This window comes from Paenibacillus sp. FSL L8-0641, from assembly GCF_038006265.1.
Classification (GTDB): domain Bacteria; phylum Bacillota; class Bacilli; order Paenibacillales; family Paenibacillaceae; genus Paenibacillus; species Paenibacillus polymyxa_D.
Window position 1 is genome coordinate 2,472,746 of the sequence record NZ_JBBOUW010000001.1, and the last position, 19,003, is coordinate 2,491,748.

16 protein-coding genes are annotated in these 19,003 nt (G+C 47.0%); 11 read left to right on the forward strand and 5 right to left on the reverse strand.

Translation table 11 applies throughout. The features are described 5' to 3' along the window. Nucleotides 1-324: 324 nt before the first annotated feature. Entirely contained in the window at nt 325-1,308 is a 984-nt protein-coding gene (locus tag MKY16_RS11325; RefSeq protein ID WP_340955348.1) for a hypothetical protein, read from the forward strand. A 130-nt stretch (nt 1,309-1,438) separates the two neighbouring features. Here MKY16_RS11325 and MKY16_RS11330 read toward each other — a convergent pair whose 3' ends face one another. Continuing rightward, on the reverse strand, nt 1,439-2,968 hold the full coding sequence (locus MKY16_RS11330) for a glycosyltransferase (protein ID WP_340955349.1): 1,530 nt from the start codon (nt 2,966-2,968) through the stop codon (nt 1,439-1,441). Nucleotides 2,969-3,204: 236 nt separating this feature from the next. On the opposite strand from MKY16_RS11330, the gene MKY16_RS11335 reads away from it, so the two are divergent. The 10 genes from MKY16_RS11335 to MKY16_RS11380 all read left to right on the forward strand — a co-directional run bounded on the left by MKY16_RS11335 (nt 3,205) and on the right by MKY16_RS11380 (nt 15,203). After that, nucleotides 3,205-4,071 carry a glycosyltransferase family 2 protein gene (locus MKY16_RS11335; RefSeq protein ID WP_029518455.1) on the forward strand — a complete coding sequence of 289 codons (867 nt, stop codon included), beginning with the start codon at nt 3,205-3,207 and terminating at the stop codon, nt 4,069-4,071. A 34-nt stretch (nt 4,072-4,105) separates the two neighbouring features. Next, nucleotides 4,106-5,245, forward strand: a complete 1,140-nt coding sequence (locus tag MKY16_RS11340; protein WP_340932086.1) for a DegT/DnrJ/EryC1/StrS family aminotransferase — start codon at nt 4,106-4,108, stop codon at nt 5,243-5,245. Beyond that, nucleotides 5,242-5,883 (forward strand): acetyltransferase, encoded by a 642-nt coding sequence (locus tag MKY16_RS11345; RefSeq protein WP_039275128.1) that lies wholly within the window; start codon nt 5,242-5,244, stop codon nt 5,881-5,883. The genes MKY16_RS11340 and MKY16_RS11345 overlap by 4 nt, the downstream gene beginning before the upstream one ends. Before the next feature lie 289 nt (nt 5,884-6,172). Continuing rightward, nucleotides 6,173-8,242: a bifunctional aldolase/short-chain dehydrogenase gene (locus MKY16_RS11350; protein WP_340955351.1), complete on the forward strand. Its 2,070-nt coding sequence runs from the start codon at nt 6,173-6,175 to the stop codon at nt 8,240-8,242. A gap of 242 nt (nt 8,243-8,484) precedes the next feature. Continuing rightward, nucleotides 8,485-9,705, forward strand: a complete 1,221-nt coding sequence (rhaI, locus tag MKY16_RS11355) for an L-rhamnose isomerase (RefSeq protein WP_209950361.1) — start codon at nt 8,485-8,487, stop codon at nt 9,703-9,705. Continuing rightward, nucleotides 9,702-11,177, forward strand: coding sequence for a rhamnulokinase (rhaB, locus tag MKY16_RS11360; protein ID WP_340955354.1), 1,476 nt, complete (start codon nt 9,702-9,704; stop codon nt 11,175-11,177). The genes rhaI and rhaB overlap by 4 nt, the downstream gene beginning before the upstream one ends. Nucleotides 11,178-11,197: 20 nt before the next feature. Beyond that, nucleotides 11,198-11,956, forward strand: coding sequence for a DeoR/GlpR family DNA-binding transcription regulator (locus MKY16_RS11365; protein WP_340955356.1), 759 nt, complete (start codon nt 11,198-11,200; stop codon nt 11,954-11,956). Between the two features lie 253 nt (nt 11,957-12,209). After that, nucleotides 12,210-12,938, forward strand: coding sequence for a (Fe-S)-binding protein (locus tag MKY16_RS11370; protein WP_340955358.1), 729 nt, complete (start codon nt 12,210-12,212; stop codon nt 12,936-12,938). Continuing rightward, nucleotides 12,935-14,455: a LutB/LldF family L-lactate oxidation iron-sulfur protein gene (locus tag MKY16_RS11375; RefSeq protein ID WP_165150819.1), complete on the forward strand. Its 1,521-nt coding sequence runs from the start codon at nt 12,935-12,937 to the stop codon at nt 14,453-14,455. The genes MKY16_RS11370 and MKY16_RS11375 overlap by 4 nt, the downstream gene beginning before the upstream one ends. After that, a complete protein-coding gene (locus MKY16_RS11380) occupies nt 14,448-15,203 on the forward strand; it encodes a LutC/YkgG family protein (protein ID WP_029518446.1) in 756 nt (251 codons plus the stop codon). Before MKY16_RS11375 ends, MKY16_RS11380 begins: the two co-directional genes overlap by 8 nt. Nucleotides 15,204-15,215: 12 nt before the next feature. Here MKY16_RS11380 and MKY16_RS11385 read toward each other — a convergent pair whose 3' ends face one another. The 4 genes from MKY16_RS11385 to MKY16_RS11400 form a co-directional block, all read right to left on the reverse strand. Beyond that, a complete protein-coding gene (locus MKY16_RS11385; RefSeq protein ID WP_340955360.1) occupies nt 15,216-16,322 on the reverse strand; it encodes a sensor histidine kinase in 1,107 nt (368 codons plus the stop codon). 15 nt (nt 16,323-16,337) lie between these two features. Next, nucleotides 16,338-17,039, reverse strand: coding sequence for a response regulator transcription factor (locus MKY16_RS11390; RefSeq protein WP_029518444.1), 702 nt, complete (start codon nt 17,037-17,039; stop codon nt 16,338-16,340). Nucleotides 17,040-17,149: 110 nt separating this feature from the next. Next, nucleotides 17,150-18,340 (reverse strand): acyltransferase, encoded by a 1,191-nt coding sequence (locus MKY16_RS11395; protein ID WP_340955362.1) that lies wholly within the window; start codon nt 18,338-18,340, stop codon nt 17,150-17,152. Between the two features lie 223 nt (nt 18,341-18,563). Next, the gene (locus tag MKY16_RS11400) at nt 18,564-18,989 is read right to left on the reverse strand and encodes a CHRD domain-containing protein (protein ID WP_023988435.1); all 426 of its coding nucleotides are present in this window, start codon (nt 18,987-18,989) and stop codon (nt 18,564-18,566) included. Between the last annotated feature and the right edge of the window lie 14 nt (nt 18,990-19,003).

Sequence of the window (19,003 nt, forward strand, 5' to 3'; positions counted from 1 at the left end):
GACCCACCCAACTGGTCACAGTAAAAATAGATAACCGAGATTCTGTAAATTCTTCTACTGTTTTGATCGAGGGTTTTGTTTTAAACGGCAGTAGAACAGTATATGTACAACAACTAGTTGTAGTGGGACCAAATGCGGTTATAACTAGGAATTTCTTTGCAAATTTAGACGCATTTGAATTCGTGTTTACCACAAGCGGACCAGCAGTGAATGAAACTCAAATTTCTGTTTGGGGTAAAGATGCATTGGGGCAATTAGTACCTGCGCATCGGTTAGTATCTGATGAACTTTTAGGAACCGATCAAGGCGTCCAAGGACCTCAGGGTGTTCAGGGAGCCCAAGGCGACCAAGGACCTCAGGGTGTTCAGGGAGCCCAAGGCGACCAAGGACCTCAGGGTGTTCAAGGAGCCCAAGGCGACCAAGGACCTCAAGGAGTTCAAGGAGCCCAAGGCGATCAAGGACCTCAAGGAGTTCAAGGAGCCCAAGGTGATCAAGGACCTCAAGGAGTCCAAGGCGACCAAGGACCTCAGGGTGTTCAAGGAGTCCAAGGCGACCAAGGACCTCAGGGTGTTCAGGGCGTTCAAGGTGACCAAGGACCTCAGGGTGTTCAGGGCGTACAAGGCGACCAAGGACCTCAAGGAGTTCAAGGACCACAAGGTGACCAAGGACCTCAAGGAGTCCAAGGCGATCAAGGACCTCAAGGAGTTCAAGGCGTGCAAGGCGACCAAGGACCTCAAGGAGTTCAAGGAGTTCAAGGCGACCAAGGACCTCAGGGTGTTCAGGGCGACCAAGGACCTCAGGGTGTTCAGGGCGACCAAGGACCTCAGGGAGTTCAAGGCGACCAAGGACCTCAGGGAGTTCAAGGTGACCAAGGACCTCAGGGTGTTCAGGGAGCCCAAGGTGACCAAGGACCTCAAGGCGTTCAAGGCGTGCAAGGCGACCAAGGACCTCAAGGTGTTCAAGGCGTCCAAGGTGACCAAGGACCTCAGGGTGTTCAAGGAGCCCAAGGCGATCAAGGACCTCAGGGTGTTCAAGGCGTGCAAGGCGACCAAGGACCTCAAGGAGTTCAAGGACCACAAGGAGACCAAGGACCTCAAGGAGTTCAAGGCGTGCAAGGCGACCAAGGACCTCAGGGTGTTCAGGGCGTTCAAGGCGACCAAGGACCTCAAGGAGTTCAAGGCGTGCAAGGCGACCAAGGCCCTCAGGGTGTTCAAGGACCGCAAGGTGACCAAGGACCAGCTTAAGGTCAAGGTATATTTAGAGGACTCAAAAGTTATTTATAACTTTTGGGTTCTTTTTTTGTCTTAAGTTCATGTTTGCAGTCCTGCTGTAACAAAAAAAACCTTTGTCGAAGTCTCATGGAAATGATTCAGAGAGACTTCGACAAAGGTATTGGAAAATAATTGTTGGCTAATATTCTAATCAGCCTTGTTGTAATTTACGGCAACACAACCACTTTCTCTTTGCAGGACGCAATAAATTTTCCATATTGAATACAAGTTTCTAATGAATCATTTGGCTCCATAGGCCACCATCGTATGGCTCCCCTGGGAGTTTTGGAGGCATAGGTTTCGATTTCTGATGGAATTCGACCTACAACCACAATTTCGATCTCCCTAAAGTTGTTTTCAATGCCCTTTTGGAGCGTTTTAATTAATTGGGTGTGCTCTATTTCAGGACAGGAATGGGGGATAGGGAACAATATCGAGAATTTAGAAGTATCTTCTTGAATAACGTGAGCAGATTTCCGGGCAGGATCATCCGTAGAAGTCTCCCATATACGACGATAAGGCAATTGCTGTGGTAAATCGAGTTCTTTCAGTCTCATTTGTATCCTTTGAAAATAGCATCTATTTAGTTCCCCTACAAGAACCTGAATCTGCTTATTTCTTAGGAATGTAGTGTTATTCCCATGTTCGTTACGATATTGGATATATATCAAATCGGGGATGTTTGCAAATTTAGTGCAAAGAAACGTCCGGACCAGCATATCGTAATCATCTGCAACCAGTAGTTCATTGCGATGTCCCCCGATCAGATGATAACAGTCCCTTGTCCACGCACGGGGATGATTGGGTAAACCGACCAAATGTCGAATGGTTTTGCCATTAATGGTCGTATGTTTTTGTACATTTTGCCATCTGTTCATTTCATGCAGCCAGACTCGATAATGAACACTGTAGCCAAAGCCACAATCCCAGCCATACCAATGTGCATGATTGCTCCCTGCATACACTTCAGCACAATCCCCATAAACAAAGCCACAGTCAGGGTTTTGTTGAAATGCTTTGACGATTTTCTCCAGGCAGTCAGGAGTTAGCTCATCATCATGATCGACTTCTACCAAAATTTCCCCTGTACATAGACCTGCTGCAAACCTTTTGATAGCCCCTATATAACCATTGCGGGAATCCTGGCGATATCTCCGCACACGGTGATCCTCTAAAGGGAGTAAATACTCCTTGTACGTTTCATCTTCATCACCGGAATCATCCACGATTACCCATTCCCAGTTCTTGTAGGTCTGCTTCAATAAAGATTGATAAGGTCGTTGAATTTTTTTCTTTGATCTGTAGCTGGCAGTAAAGACGGATATTAAAGGTGTGTTTGAAGAAAAATGTGTAGGAGGAATCGTTCTATTCTCCGGAAGAGGATCTGTTGCCTTAAGCCAGCAGAAAAATAAATGCATAGGTTGAATTTCGTCAGGTGATTGGAAGTGTAACCAGCGTTTTTTTTCGTGACCAGGCAATGCTTTTAGTGCTGAAAATTCTCCCCACTCTTCTCCGATCGAGACGTAAACCCGAGGTTTTTGGAGGCTATTGTCTATAAGTGGCTGATCAGCCTCATACAAGTTTATTGTAATGTTATTTTCTTCCAATCTATCTATCAATTCTTTTACATGATCCTTTAAAACCTTCTTCGATACAAATAAATGAGTTGTCAGTAGCGGAGTGAAATTCAATGACATGATCATTCCCCTTTACCAGTTTCGAACATCAACGAGAGGGAGGTGCCGTTCAGACGTAAGCTATTGTTTTTATTGAAACAACCATTTTCCTGGCATCATTTTATTTCCCAGTAGTATATATGTATGTGTATGTGTTCGGGGATGTGAGAAAAATACCAGCCCATATGAACATAGCGAATAAACCGTTTGAAACCTCCGTCGTAAACACCGAAGCATTAAAGAAAGGTGGAGTAAGTGTGGAATGCCCATTAGTAAGTGTAGTTATACCTGCATATAACCGGCCGCATACACTAAAAATCGCCATCGACAGTGTATTGGAACAAACTTACCCGAACATCGAAATTATTATCTGTGATGACAGTACAACGAATGAAGTACAAGAAATGATTGATTCTTATTTAGATTCTTTTCCCCAAGTTAAATATTATAAAAATGATAAAAATCTTTTTCTTGGGAATTGGCATAAATGTTTTGATTTGGCATCAGGTGAATATATCAATTACTTGATGGATGACGATATGTTTCATAAAGAAAAAATAGCAAGGATGCTCTATTTTTTTGAAAATTTTGAAAACATCACACTGGTTACCTCGTATCGGCAAACTATGAATGAATTAGGGGCTATTCTCCCACCGCTCTATGCAACGGAAAAGTTATACGAAGAAACAAGGATAATGGACGGAAGAATGTTGGCAAACGTTGCATTAACTCGTTGTTTAAATGTGATTGGTGAACCTACAACAGTGTTTTTCAAAAAAACAGATCTTATCGAACGGTTTGGAGTTTATAAAGGGAAACAGTATTCTCTTCTTAATGATTTAGCTTCCTGGTTGAACTTACTATCCAAAGGAAAAGCAGTTTATATTCCTGAAGCGCTAAGCTATTTTCGAATACATCCCAATCAAAATAATCAAACGCTTGGTCAAAATGCGTTCACGGAATGGTTAGATATTATGATTGCCTCGAGAGATGATGGATTTCTTGATACCAACGATTTGTTTAAAACTGCACTTCATTCTTATCATGAACGTATAAAAGGCCGTCCACAATTTGTTGCAGATATCAAGCGAATTGAAATGATATTAAAAACATTGGAATCCTAACTTGCTCATCCCATGTGCAAAGGAGGCTTGGCTTATGTTTGAAATTCCCTTCTTACGACCTAGTTTAGTAAAAAAGGAACGATTTATTGCTAATTTTGAGAAAATAGAAGAGACGCGAATTTACTCCAATTATGGCCCCTTAAATAACCTGTTTGAAGAGCGGGTCATTGCGCAAGTGTTTAATGGAATCGGTTCGGCTGTGACTGTTAGTAACGCTACCATCGGCTTGATTTTGGCTATCGCTCACAGCAAGCGACCACAGGGCAAATATGCAGTTATGCCAAGTTTTACTTTTGCTGCCACCCCACTTGCTGCTGAGTGGTGCGGGTTAGAACCCTATTTCCTTGACATTGAACCGGAGAATTGGCAAATGAATAGGGAGCAGTTAGAGCAGGCAGTCAAGCTGCTGGGAGATGAGATTGCGGTAATCGTTCCTTATGCCACTTTCGGTACAGCCATTGATTTGTCTATATACAATAAGCTGCAGGAGCAAGGAATTCCGGTAGTCATTGATGCTGCTGCCAGTTTTGGGACTATATCTCCCGAGGAAGCCACCCATTTTGGTAAAGGCTTTGGAGGGGCCGTAGTATTCAGCTTTCATGCCACCAAATCTTTTGGTATCGGAGAGGGTGGATTGGTATACAGTTTGGACCAGGATCTCATTAAGCGAATTCGTCAGGCGGGGAATTTCGGTTTCTCCAGCAGCAGGGAGTCTGTCACCCAAGGTCTTAACAGTAAGATATCCGAGTATACCGCTGCTATCGCTTTAGCTACTCTCGATCACTTCAAAACTGTACGGGAGAATAGAAGGACGATCTACGAATATTATCTTCAAGAACTGCTCCAAGCAGACTTATTAGAACGAGGATGGTCTGTACAAAAAACACAAGGATCGGTTGTCCATCAATTTATCCCTATTCTTAGTCCGGATTCACACACGAATCAAGAGGTCGTTAAGTTATTAGCCTCTAATTCAATAGAAGCCAGAACCTATTTTTCTCCGGCGTGCCATCAGCAGAAGCAGTTCCAAAGTTATCCCCGGTCTACTCTTCATGTTACCGAGCATATTACCAAACATATTGTCAGCCTGCCCTTGTGGGAGGAACTGGATGAGATTATCGTTCGAAGAATTGTAAATGTTCTAAGAAGCTTGGGAAGAGAGACAGCCAGATGAGGAAACTCGTGATTTGGGGATCGGGCGGACATGCCAGGGAAATTAACTGGTTATGTGAAGAGTTAGGAGTTCGAGTGATAGGATTCTTAGACGAACGGCCTGAGACGAAAGGGCAGATCGTAAATGGGGTTCCTGTACTGGGGACGTTGACCGACATTAAAGCGTTAAAATATGAGGTGGAACTGATATGTGCGGGAGTGGGTGACCCAGCATTAAAGAAACGATTCGCTTATCATACAATTCAATCGGGATTTCGTATCGCAGCCCCGCTAATACATCCGCGTGTTCGTTTGTCTCGAAGAAACACCATTGGAGAGGGAAGTATGATCTTTGAAGGGGCTGTCCTGTCGGACAATATTAAGATCGGACAGCATGTGATTATCAATCGGAGTGTTAACGTGAGTCATGATGCGGTTATTGGCGATTATATAACCATAGCCCCTGGTGTGAATTTGGCAGGTAACGTAACCATAGATGAGGGGGCCTATATCGGCGTCGGTGTCTCGGTACGGGAGAGATGTCACATTGGTTGTTGGTCTATGATAGGTGGAGGTGCCTTTGTTAAAGATGATATACCCAGCTTTACCATGGCTGCAGGGGTACCAGCAGTCGTTAAAAAACGACTTGATATTCCCTGAGTAGTCTTTCTTTGGACGGATGTATTCGATTTGTAGTAATATGCTTGGCAATGAAGTGATTTACCTACCAAAAGGCCGTGCCGGAAAAGGTTCTCATAACCTGATCCCGGCGCGGCTTTTGATTAATGTACACAGATTACAGATGGATGAAAATTAAAATTTATTTTTGATTATTTTTGTATTACTTATTTTCAAATTAAAACAAAGGTGTTATAGTCTCCATAAACAAAGAATAACCACTGTAATAAAGCCTTTCAAAACTAAAACTAAACTTGGAGGTCTTTTTCCTATGGTACAAAGTCTGTGGATTTCTTCACAAGCGTCTGAGCAGAAAAGCATGCTGGAACAGCTCGTATACCGTTCTAACCTGATTGGTACAGAGAGGAGTGTGTGCAATTGGGGAGGCGGTAATACTTCGGCCAAAACGACGATACCAGATTTTCGCGGGCGTGAAGTAGAAGTGATGTACGTCAAGGGCAGCGGTTCCGATCTCGCAACAATGAAAACGCATAACTTCACAGGACTTCGTATGGAGGATATTCGTCCTTTATTTGAAAGAGAAGATATGTCTGACGAGGATATGGTCGCATATTTGGCGAACTGTATGATAGATGCCAAGCATCCACGGGCTTCAATTGAGACGCTATTACATGCTTTTCTGCCTTTTAGACATGTCGATCATACGCACCCGGACGCGATTATTAGCTTGTGCTGTGCGCACAACGGTAAGGAAATCGCTAAGGAAATTTTCGGTGACCGTTTTGTATGGGTGCCTTATATCCGTCCTGGATTTAAGCTGTCGAAAATGATTGCCCAAGGTGTACTCGATCATCCACAAGCTGAATTGGTATTGATGGAAAAACATGGTCTGGTTACGTGGGGAGACACATCCGAAGCGGCTTATGCCAAAACGATCGATATCATCCGAGAAGCAGAAAGCTATATTAAAGCTCGTCAAGAGGAAAAGCAGGCGTTTGGAGGAACAAAATATAAAGCGCTTACTTATGAAGGGCGCCGTAGCATTGCATCTCAAGTTATGCCGTCGATTCGGGGAGCGGTCAGTGATGAGAAAAAGATGATTTTAACCTTTGATGACGCGGAAGATGTGTTGGAGTTTGTGAACGGCCGGGATTCTGCTGCTTTATCCCAGGTCGGGGCTGCGTGCCCGGATCATCTGGTCCATACCAAGATGAAGCCACTCTATGTAGATTGGACACCGGATGTGGAGGATGTAGAGGGCTTGAAAGTTAAGCTTGCCGAGGGTATAGCAGCCTATAAGGAGCAGTATCAAGCTTATTTCGAGCGCAATCGGCATGAGGGAGATGTTATGTTTGAGGCTGCGCCACGTGTAATTTTGGTTCCGGGTGTTGGTATGATCAACACAGGTAAAAGCTGGAGCAATGCGCAGGTAAGCGGTGCTCTGTACCATCGGGCTATCGCTGTCATGCAAGGGGCAACGACGTTAGGAGAGTTTGTTTCACTCAGTGAGAACGAGTCATATAACGTGGAATATTGGCCGCTGGAGCTTTATAAGCTGTCACTCGCGCCAGCAGAAGTTGAATTTTCCCGTAAAATTGCGTTCATTACAGGTGGTGCAGGCGGAATTGGCAGTGCAACCGCACGTCGTTTGGTGGATGAAGGCGCACATGTCGTACTGGCAGACCTGAATCTGGAAGGCGCGCAAAAGGTAGCCGCAGAGATCAATAGTAGCTACGGAGAAAACTGTGCCATTTCCGTAAAAATGGATGTGACGCAGGAGGAGCAAATTCAGGCTGCCTATGCAGAAACGGCATTGACCTATGGCGGTGTAGATATCATCGTCAACAATGCAGGCCTTGCTACATCCAGTCCGTTCGATGAAACATCGTTAAAGGAATGGAATTTAAATGTGAATGTGCTGGGAACGGGTTATTTTCTGGTTGCACGAGAAGCGTTCAAGCTCATGAAGGAGCAGACACTTGGCGGCAGCATGGTGTTCGTCGGCTCCAAAAACTCGGTCTACGCAGGTAAAAATGTAACGGCCTACAGCTCGGTCAAGGCGCTTGAAGCGCACTTAGCCCGTTGTATTGCCGCAGAAGGTGGTGAATATGGTATCCGTGTGAACACCATTTTGCCGGATGCCATTCTGCAAGGCTCGGCAATCTGGAACTCCAACTGGCGTAATGAACGCGCCACTGCCTACGGCATTGAGCCCGACCAGCTGGAGGAGCATTACCGCAAACGGACGACGCTGCTGGTCAATATTTACCCGCAGGATATCGCTGAGGGCATTGCCTTTTTCGCCTCATCCAAGGCAGAGAAAACGACAGGTTGTATGCTGACCATCGACGGCGGCGTCCCCGCTGCCTTTACACGCTAGCCGAATTAAAATGAACCTGGGTAAGCGATAGACTCATTTCAACGGCTCAACACTTAGGATTATAACGAACTAATTTAATGTACTAATCTATTTCACTAATCCAAGCCACATGTTATACACACACTAACACTTTAAAAATAGAAGTGACTTTATGGGTGGTCAGCAGCGGAGCGATCGGAAGAACAATCCGTACGCGAAGCGATCTCCCATAACTCACTTCATTTTTCCAAGGAGGAACCATGATGAGTGACAAAGCGTACGCCTTATTCGAGGAACAACAGCAACAACGAGGCATTGACCTGGAGCGAGTAAAGGCAAGGCTGAAAGCGCTTAGCATAGAAACACCATCCTGGGGATATGGCGACTCAGGTACACGATTTAAAGTCTTTCAGAAAACGGGCGTGCCGCGTGATCCGTTCGAAAAGTTGGAGGATGCGGCGCAGGTTCATGCCGTGACAGGCTTATGTCCATCCGTTGCCATTCACATTCCATGGGATAAAGTAGACAATTACGGCAAGCTTCGCAGTCATGCGGAAAGCCTCGGTCTGCGGATTGGGGCCGTGAATCCTAATCTGTTTCAAGACGAGGACTACATGCTCGGCAGTGTCACCAATGTAGACCCGGCCATCCGCCGCAAGGCCATCAACCATTTGCTAGAATGCGTAGATATTGCGAAGGAAACGGGCTCGAACGACTTTAGCTTATGGTTCGCAGACGGAACGAATTATCCCGGTCAGGGGGACATTCGCAAACGGAAAAATTGGATGCTGGAAGCGCTCAGTGAAATGTATAAGGCGCTCACATCTGACATGCGCATGCTGATTGAATACAAGGCGTTCGAGCCAGCCTTTTATCATACGGATATTGCCGATTGGGGCATGGCGTATAATTACGCAACCAAGCTGGGGCCGCAGGCACAGGTGCTGGTGGATACTGGGCATCATCTGCCGGGAGCCAACGTGGAGCATATTGTGGCGTTTCTAATTGATGAGAAGCGATTAGGTGGTTTTCATTTTAATAGCTACAAATATGCGGATGATGATCTGATCGTGGGCTCCGCGAATCCGTATGAACTGTTCTTGATTTTTTATCAAATTTTAAATGCGGCTCAGGATGTGGATAAAGATATTCGGCATACGGTGGACAAAATTGCTTATTTGATCGATCAGTCGCACAATATTGAGCAAAAAATTCCGGCGATGATTCGTTCGGTGCTGAATGTGCAGACTCAATATGCGAAAGCGCTCCTAATTAATCATGCAGAAGTGGAGGAAGCATCGAGCCGCCAGAATGTGCTGGGTGCGGAGGATGCTGTGCGACAAGCGTTTGAGTTTGATGTGGCACCATTGCTCAGAGCGATCCGTGAAGAGCAAGGCTTACCAGCAGACCCGATGAAAGCTTACTTAGCGTCTGAGTATGGCACGCAGATTTTGCAAAGAGGCAAGGGTGGTGCAAGCTGGTGAGTATCCTCGCTTATGATTTGGGGGCAAGCAGTGGCAGGGTTCTACTCGGAGAATTGACGGATTCACGTATAGTGGTGGAGGAAATCCATCGCTTTTCGAATGATCCGGTCAAGGTTGGGGAACATCTGCACTGGGATCTGTTGCGTCTGTATCACGAGGTTCAGCAAGGAATGATCAAAGCCAAGCATAGGGGAGTGAATCCATCCAGTCTTGCGATTGACTCCTGGGCGGTCGATTTTGGACTGATCGGAGAAACTGGAGAATTGCTGGGCAACCCTTATCATTATCGGGATTGGCACACCCATGGGGTAATGGAAGAAGTACAGGAACGGCTGGGAAAAGAGTTTATTTTCCAGCGCACAGGCATTCAGTTTTTGACGTTTAATACCATTTATCAGCTGGCTGCTATGCGAAATGCGAGTTCACCGTTGCTGGAGCAGGCAAAGCATTTCTTGATGATTCCAGATCTGCTACGGTATTTTCTGACAGGTGAAATGTACAATGAGTTTTCCAATGTGACCAGCACGCAATTATATAATCCGTTGCAGCAAAAATGGGATGATGAGCTTTTGTCTGGAATCAACATTCCTCATTCCTGGTTTGGTGAGGTGCTGGAGCCAGGAAATGTTGCAGGAACGATCCGCTCGTCGGTTATGAACGATTTGGGCATTGGAGCGATTCCTGTGATTGCAGTAGCAGAGCACGATACGGGATCTGCTGTGGCTGCCGTGCCTGCGCTGGAGCGCTCGTTTGCGTACTTGAGCTGTGGAACATGGTCCCTGATGGGAACGGAAACGGCACAGCCTGTAATCAATGACGATACGCTTCGTTTTAATTTTACGAACGAAGGTGGGGTCAGTCGAACTTACAGGCTGCTTAAAAACATCATGGGCTTATGGATTTTACAGGAGGCGCGTAGGGAGTGGGAACGGCAGGGGTACTCCTATTCCTTCCCTGAACTGGTTCATATGGCAGAACAGGCTCCAGCATTCACTTCTTTGATTGATCCGGACGATGAACTATTTCTGCACGCCGGGGATATGAAAACACGAATTCGCCAATATTGCCGCAATACCCGACAGCCATTGCCCGAGACGCCGGGAGAAATCACGCGTTGTATTTTGGAGAGTCTGGCGTTAAAGTACCGTTACATTTTGGAGCTTACAGAACAAGTGTCAGGACAACGGTTTAATGGTTTACATATGGTCGGAGGAGGGATTCAAAATCGCTTGTTGTGCCAATGGACGGCCAATTCGATTCAAAAACCAGTGTGGGCGGGACCTGCAGAAGCGAGCGCAATCGGCAATCTTGCGGTACAATGGATGACACAGGGAAAGTTCGCCGATATATGGGAAGCCCGCCGGGTCATCGCGAATTCTATTTCCGTGGAGGAATATGAGCCTGCCGAATCAGAAGCGTGGGAGGATGCCTATGGGCAATTCCGGCGGGTAGCGGGACTTTTTGTACATTAAAGATGTGGAGTGAGATTGCCATGCTGGTCGCAGAAAGATATGAGATGATTGTGCAGCTCGTGAATGAAAAAGGAAGCATACGAGTGTCCGAATTGAGTGAGTTGTGCAAAGTAACGGAGGAAACGATTCGCCGTGATCTGGACCGTCTGGAGCAGGCGGGACGACTGCGCCGTTCGCATGGGGGAGCGGTCAGTGTCAAAAACGAGCAGCCTGAAACGCCCTATGCGGTACGGGAAATTATGAACGCAGAGGAAAAGCGCAGAATTGCCGAAGAAGCAGTCAAGCAGATTCAGCCGAATGATCGTATTTTGCTGGATGCCAGCACAACCGCCTGGTATATGGCCTCAAGTTTACCGGATATTCCTTTGACAATATTAACGAATTCGATTCGGGTAGCTACAGAGCTGGCGGGTAAGGAAAAAATCGAGGTCATTTCGACGGGGGGGCTGTTGCTTCAACGCTCGCTGTCATTTGTAGGCCCGCTCGCAGAGCGTTCCCTGGAAACCTATTATGTGGATAAATTGTTTTTCTCCAGCCAGGGGGTTCATCTGGATCGCGGTATTAGTGAATCGAATGAACTGCAAGCTCGTTTGAAGCAGAAAATGGTCAGCATCGCAGACCGTGTGATTTTACTGGCCGATGCGAGCAAATTTGGGCAACAGGCGTTTACGCATGTCGTGAACCTGTCGCAGGTATCCGAGATTATTACGGATTCGCGGTTGTCGGATCCGATTCGCAGTCAACTTGCGGAGCTGGCTATTCCAGTTACGGTTGTGTGAATTTAAAAATGTCGAGGTGGAGGGCGTCGCTCCGCGTTTCATTTGCTCTTACGCTCGCTGTTGCAGTGGGATTCTTTGATGATGTAAAACACGTTTAGGTGAGAATCTCACTGCAAGCTTATGCCTTACGTAGAGAGCTTTCCTTTGGAAAGCTTTTAGGCAAGCGCTGACGCTTCTCCAGATTCAAATGAACCGATCCGCTGGTATCCTCTATAAAGTAATAGCTATTCCATAGACGTAAGGGGTGTTCCGTATGAAGGTATCTTTATTTATTACTTGCCTGAGTGATGCGATTTATCCCAAGGTGGGGGAAGCGATGGCACGCTTGCTTTCCAGATATGGTGTTCAGCTGGATTTTCCGAAGGTACAGACATGCTGCGGACAGCCGTCCTATAACAGCGGCTATTGGGATGAAACGAGGGTTGCTGCCAAAACAATTCTGAAAGCGTTTAACGACAGCGATTTTGTCGTATCTCCTTCCGGTTCCTGTACATATATGATTCATCATTACCCGGAGTTGTTTAAGGATGAGCCCGAATGGCTCGATTCAGCACGGAGGCTGGAACAAAAGACGTATGAGTTTACGCAATTTATGGTACAGGTGCTTGGCGTGACCGATGTGGGCGCGTCTTTTCCGCATACAGTAACCTATCATCCGTCTTGCCATGGCACACGTTTGCTCGGCGTGAAGGAGGAACCGATGAAGATGCTTGGCAGTGTAAAGGGGCTGCAATTAGTACCACTTCCCTTTGCTGAGGACTGCTGTGGCTTTGGCGGGACTTTCGCGGTGAAAATGCCAGATATTTCGGGAGCGATGGTGACTGAAAAAGTGGACCATATCAGGGAGACCGAAGCCGAGGTACTGGTCGGACTAGATATGGCCTGCTTGATGAACATTGCCGGAAATCTTCGGTATCGGGAGGAGCCAGTTCGGGCCATGCATCTGGCTGAGCTGCTGTACGAAGGGGTGAAGCACGCATGACCGTCGTACACTCACATTCCATGAACCAAAAGGTCAAAAAACGTGCAGAGCTGGCCCTAAATAATGATTTTCTGCGGAATGCAGTTCGTTTCACTACAGAGCGTTTGCGTAACGGAAAGCAGGTGGCTTCAGAGCAACACGGAAATTGGGAAGAATGGCGTGAACGGGGCCGTCAAATTCGTCTGCATACCATTGCCCATCTGGACTATTACTTAAATCTATTTGTAGAAAATGCCCGTGCCAACGGGGTGCATATCCATTTTGCCGATACAGCAGCCGATGCCGTACGTATTACCCTGGATATTGCTGCACATAGCCAAGCCCGTTCCGTCGTCAAATCCAAGTCGATGGTGTCGGAGGAGTTACATTTGAATCAGGCGCTGGAGGGTGCGGATATCGAGACGATTGAAAGTGACCTCGGTGAATATATTATTCAACTGGCAGGAGAGCCCCCGTCTCATATCGTCATTCCGGCGATTCACAAAAACCGCTTTCAGATTGCCGAACTGTTATCCCAAGAAGCAGGTGAGAAACTGTCCGCGGATACGACGATTTTGGCGGGCTTTGTCCGCAAAAAGCTGCGTGAGAAGTTTCTAGAAGCGGATATTGGCATGACGGGCTGTAATTTCGCCATCGCCGAGACAGGCTCCATGGTCCTGTTTGAAAATGAAGGGAACGCACGGATGGTATCCACTCTGCCCAAAACCCAAATTACGCTGATGGGCATGGAGCGGATTATTCCATCCTGGACGGATTTGGAGGTGATGGCTACATTATTGCCACGATCCGCTACGGGGCAGAAGCTGACCATGTATATGTCTGGTATTTCAGGCCCTCGGCGCAGCCAAGATGCCGATGGGCCTGACGAAATGCACATCATCATCGTAGATAACGGACGTTCACTACAGCTGGGCAATCCCGAGTTTCAAGAGTTGCTGAATTGCATTCGCTGTGGTGCTTGCCTGAATGCCTGTCCGGTGTACCGACACATTGGCGGGCACGCGTATGGCGGGACATATAGTGGCCCTATCGGTGCGGTGCTTACGCCTGCCCTTCATAGCAACATCGAAGAGTGGAACGATATTGCGAGTGCGTCCAGTCTGTGTGGTGCGTGCTATGAAGCCTGTCCGGTCAAAATACCGCTGCATGATATGCTGGTATATTTGCGCAGACGCAAGGTGGAGGCGGGACAAGGAGATAAGCTGGAAACGGCAGGGATGAAAGGTTTTGCGACCGTAGTTTCCAACTCGAAGCGATTCGCAGTGGCGATTCGGCTAGGGCAGATCGCCCAGAAAGCGATCGTCCGTAAAGGTGAAATTACCTTGAAGCTGGGCCCGTTAAAAGGCTGGAATACGTATCGTGTGGCTCCCTCTCTGGCGAAAAAATCCTTCCGTCAGCAATGGAACACGCTGGAGCATAAGCTGGAGCAGGAACGCAACGTGATGCAGCCGGATGTTCTCAGCCGAATGGAGAAGATTTTGGCAGATAGAAGTAAAGGAGGGACGCAGCATGAGTGAGCATAGTAATCCTTCTGCGCAAGCAAAAGCGGCCCATGAAGCGTGGCTTCATCAAATGGAAGAAGAATCCCGTGCCAAGCAGGTACGCTTTATGGACGGCATCGCGACGCGGCTCAAGCGTCCACGACAGACGGAGCCGCCAGTTCAGCCGTTTCGCGGGGCACCTGCATTTTGGTACGAATTCGATTGGAGCGCGGAGCGGCGCATCGAGGAGTTCACTGCTAACTTTACAAGTGTTGGCGGGCATGTCGTGCGTCTGCCGAATTTGGAGCAGACCGCAGACTGGATCGCGTGCAAAGCGCGAGAGCTGGGAGCGGCCTATATCGTCCGGCAGAATGAGCCGGACCTGGATGCGCTCCAGCTGGAATCGGCACTGCCGCAAGTCCGTTTATCGGTGTGGAACACCGATCCAGTCGAGGATTGGAAGGCCCGCGCCGCTGAGGCGGATATCGGCATCGTCATCGCCGACGAAGCGGCTGCTTACACCGGCTCGGTAGCGGTGCTATCCTCGCCGGAGAAAGGCCGTGCGGTCAGCCTTTTGCCAACCGCACTGATCATTCTTCTGCCAGTAGAGCGCTTGCGAACACGACTGGGCGAGATTCTAAGCCGCTTTGACGAAGTCGGGCGTGAGCAACTGCCTGCAGGCATTCATTTTATTACTGGACCAAGCCGCTCGTCGGATATTGAAAATGATTTGACGATCGGTGTACACGGGCCAGGTATCGTCTATACGTTGTTAGTGGGCTAGCGTGTAGACCGCCTAATGAGTATGATAGAGGGGGAAACGGGTTTCAAAATCTGTTTGTCTGCGATTACTCCTAACCGAAATGCGGCCATTGTGCAGCTCGGTAATACTTTTTGTAATCGCAAGGCCCAGCCCGGTGCCTCCAGTTTCCTTGGAACGTGATTTGTCCACCCGGTAAAACCGTTCAAACAAGTACGGGACATCTTCCGCAGGAATTGGGGTGCCGTAGTTGGTGCAGATTACCACCGCCTCGTCGTCTTCGCGTCCTATGGTGATATCGAGGCGTTTGCCGTCTTTTCCGTATCGAATAGCGTTGGAAAACAAATTTTCATACAGGCGTACCATCTCGTCGGTATCGGCTAGAATCCGAACAGGCTCGACGATTCGGACACGGTAGGACATGTCTGCCTGTTCCAGAGAGGGTACAAATTCCTCAGCAAGCTGAGTGAGCAATTTGCCGAGATCTACAGGCTCCAGCTCCAGTGGCAGGCTGCCACCGCTCACACGCGTGTATTCAAACAGCTCGTCGATCAGCTTCTTAAGCGTCAATGACTTTTCATAAGCAATGTTCACATAATAGCGCAGCTCAATTTCATCCCGATAGCGGTCGGTTTCAATATATTCCAAAAAACCGATCACGGATGTTAGCGGGGTACGAAGATCATGGGATACGCCAGTGATCAGGTCGTTTTTGGCCTTGGCAGAAGCCCGTTCTTCTTCCAGCGAGAGACGGAGCTTGTCCGCCATGGTGTTCATATTTTTCGCCAAGGTACCCAGCTCGTCCGCTGAAGAAACAGGAATCGTATAGGACAGGTCTCCGTCAGCAAACTCTTGCATCCCCGTCGTAATTTCGCGAAGGTAACCAATCGTATTTTTGGTAAAAAGGAAAAAGAAATAAATATATGTAGGTAGCCCGCCTACCAGCATGATCAGTGGGGACCCAATGTGATTTACGGTCCAGCGAACCAGACGGGTGCCAAAAAATGAACGGGAAGGATTCAGCCATAGTAGCAAAGATGCTCCATAATAAGACACCATCAAAATCAGTCCGGTTAGAGCGAAAGCGGCAAGGCTAAGGGCTGCCAGCTTCCATCCCAACGTATCATATCGTTTTGCCTTCAAGACGTGAATCCTCCATTAATCGAATTTTTCCATTTTGTAGCCGATGCCCCACACCGTTTTTAGATATTTGGGTTTTCTCGGATCAGCCTCAATTTTCTCGCGAATTTTACGCACATGAACCATCAGCGTGTTGTTGGATTCCAGATATTGCTCCTTCCACACTTTTTCATAGATCTGCTCCATGCTCAGCACTTGACCACGATTACGGGCCAACAGCTCGACAATGGCAAATTCTCGTGGGGTCAGCTTAATGGATTCTCCGGCGAGAGTGACCTCATGCGTAGCAGAATTAATGGAGAGTTCATCCAGTATCATTTCATGCTCCGATACAGGGGAGGAATGGGTATATTTCCGTACTCTACGCAGCTGGGATTTAATGCGTGCCACCAGTTCCAACGGGCTGAACGGCTTAGTGACGTAATCATCGGCCCCAACGCTGAGTCCTGTGATTTTGTCCATATCTTGTCCCTTCGCAGACAACATAATAATCGGAAAATGCTCGGTTTCCCTGATCTTCATGCAAGCTTCAACCCCGTCCATATTGGGCATCATCACATCAAGCACCATCACATCTATCGATTCCCGACTGATTTGCTCCAGAGCTTCCAGTCCGTCTCGTGCCATAAGCAGTCGATATCCTTCATTTTCCAAATAAATTTGCATCAGCTTAATAATTTCAGGCTCATCGTCTACTAATAAAATGGTTCCGTTATGCATGGCCCGTGCACCCTTTCTGTTCTTTCCAGCAGTATACAATATGGCGTATTATATACTTTTTTAAAGATGGAGGCTATGGACACTCTTCTCAGTTCGCTTGCTTGGGGACGTCAGCCTTTGGATAGTGCTGTTTCAGTTGAAGAAATACGGTTTTCTTGCTTGAATTGTCTTTTTTCTATTCCCGGTAGTTGACCGAACAGGATCCAAGCAAATGGTAGGAAACGGGAGATGGTAGACACGACGAGCCAAGAGCAAAGAAGTGCAAAGAAAAAACCTCCAGCGTACCACACATGAATAAGCTGCGGAGAACCGATATGTGGTGAAAACTGCCGATACAGAAGCAGGAAAAACGGATGAATCAGATACACACCAAAGGACAGTGTGCCCAGACGTTCCAGCTTGCGAGTGACAAAGGAATGTTGTCGTCTATACATTAAAAAGGAAATCTGTAGTATTACCAGCGTGCTGGACAGGCTGTACATATTATACATAAGTTCGAAAACTAGCGAATTATACGAGATTCCGTACATTCTATTTTCGTACCACATATAGACATGCATGGTGGCTGAAATCAGCCATAAAGCCCAAATTGTGATCCATGTCAGCACTCCGGCAACACTTCGTTGCCCCTTATGCATCAGAAGCCACGTTTTCAGCTGTGGATAGTAATAACCTAGAGCAGCACCCAGCATGTAACAGGCTACATAAGACAGTGCCCAACTGCCCTTATTTTGCACCTGAAATAGAAATTTATTGCCAATTACAAATGACCACTGTAGCAACAGCCCAAGGACAATAGACCATTGTGGAAGTTGCCGATATCGCTGGAACAGCCACAGTACGAATGGAAATGCAAGATAGAATTGCATCATGATAAAAATATAATATAAATGGGTATACGCTTTGCCTGTCGCCAGCTTCAGAGCAAAGCTTTTCGCAAGTGTAGCTAAACTCCATGGTCCGGAACTGCCAGCCATAAGAGACAGGATGAAATAAAATAGGGAGAACATGACGTAAGGTAAGAGAATATACAGCAATCTCTGCTTATAAAAGCGACTTAAGAGCTGTCGTCCCATTGGACGATCCTTGTAGTTGTAGAACAGTACCATGCTGCTAAGCGCGATAAATACGGGGGTTCCATACTTCATCAACACATTGAGCGCATTGTATACAACATATAGGCTGGAATTTGTAAGCTGAACCGTTGCATAAGAAGTGGCATGTACCATCAAGACGGCTAAAATCGCCATGGCTCTGACCAACTGCAATTCGGGAATTTTTTCTTTGGTCGTAGGCTTCATAAGCTTCATTTCCTTTCAGGAGTGAACTGTATCTTGTTGAACTCTTTCTATTAAAAGATAAAGTTCTTAACAACCCTAAAGGGAACGGCTTAAGAAACGCTTATGAACTTCTTAACTTTTGTTAAGAATTGAGGATTTTGCAAAAATCCTGAATTAAGAAAAGAACTTCCATAGCCTCAAAATGAGTGGTATGGAAGTTCTTTTTTATACTCATGATTATTCGTTATTTGCAACGTTTGATAGGTGCGCGTCTAATTTGTCCACGAATAGCACCATTCGGATGACGGATCGTGTGGACATTGACGTAGGCATTACCCTCTCTAATTTGGCACACCAAATCATAAATGGTTCTGCCTCTGAGTGGACCGGTAAGATCACATGCACGGAGCACGCCGCTAACGACGCCTCTTCTAACGGTTATTCCAAACTTCGAAGGACCAAACAGTGTAGCTACAACAGGGCCATTTTCACCTCTTCGTCCCAGATGAATATGCGCTTCGGTTACCCGTGAGATATTGCGTACAGTCAGTTCAAAGCTTAATTGTTGGCTCGTTGGACGGTAACGAAATTCGGCTGTTCCTGTCGCATTTGTTCTGACAGGAGGCACTTCATTAGCCCCCCTTAAGGTGGCTCTAAACTTATTAGACATGACATCCCTCCTTT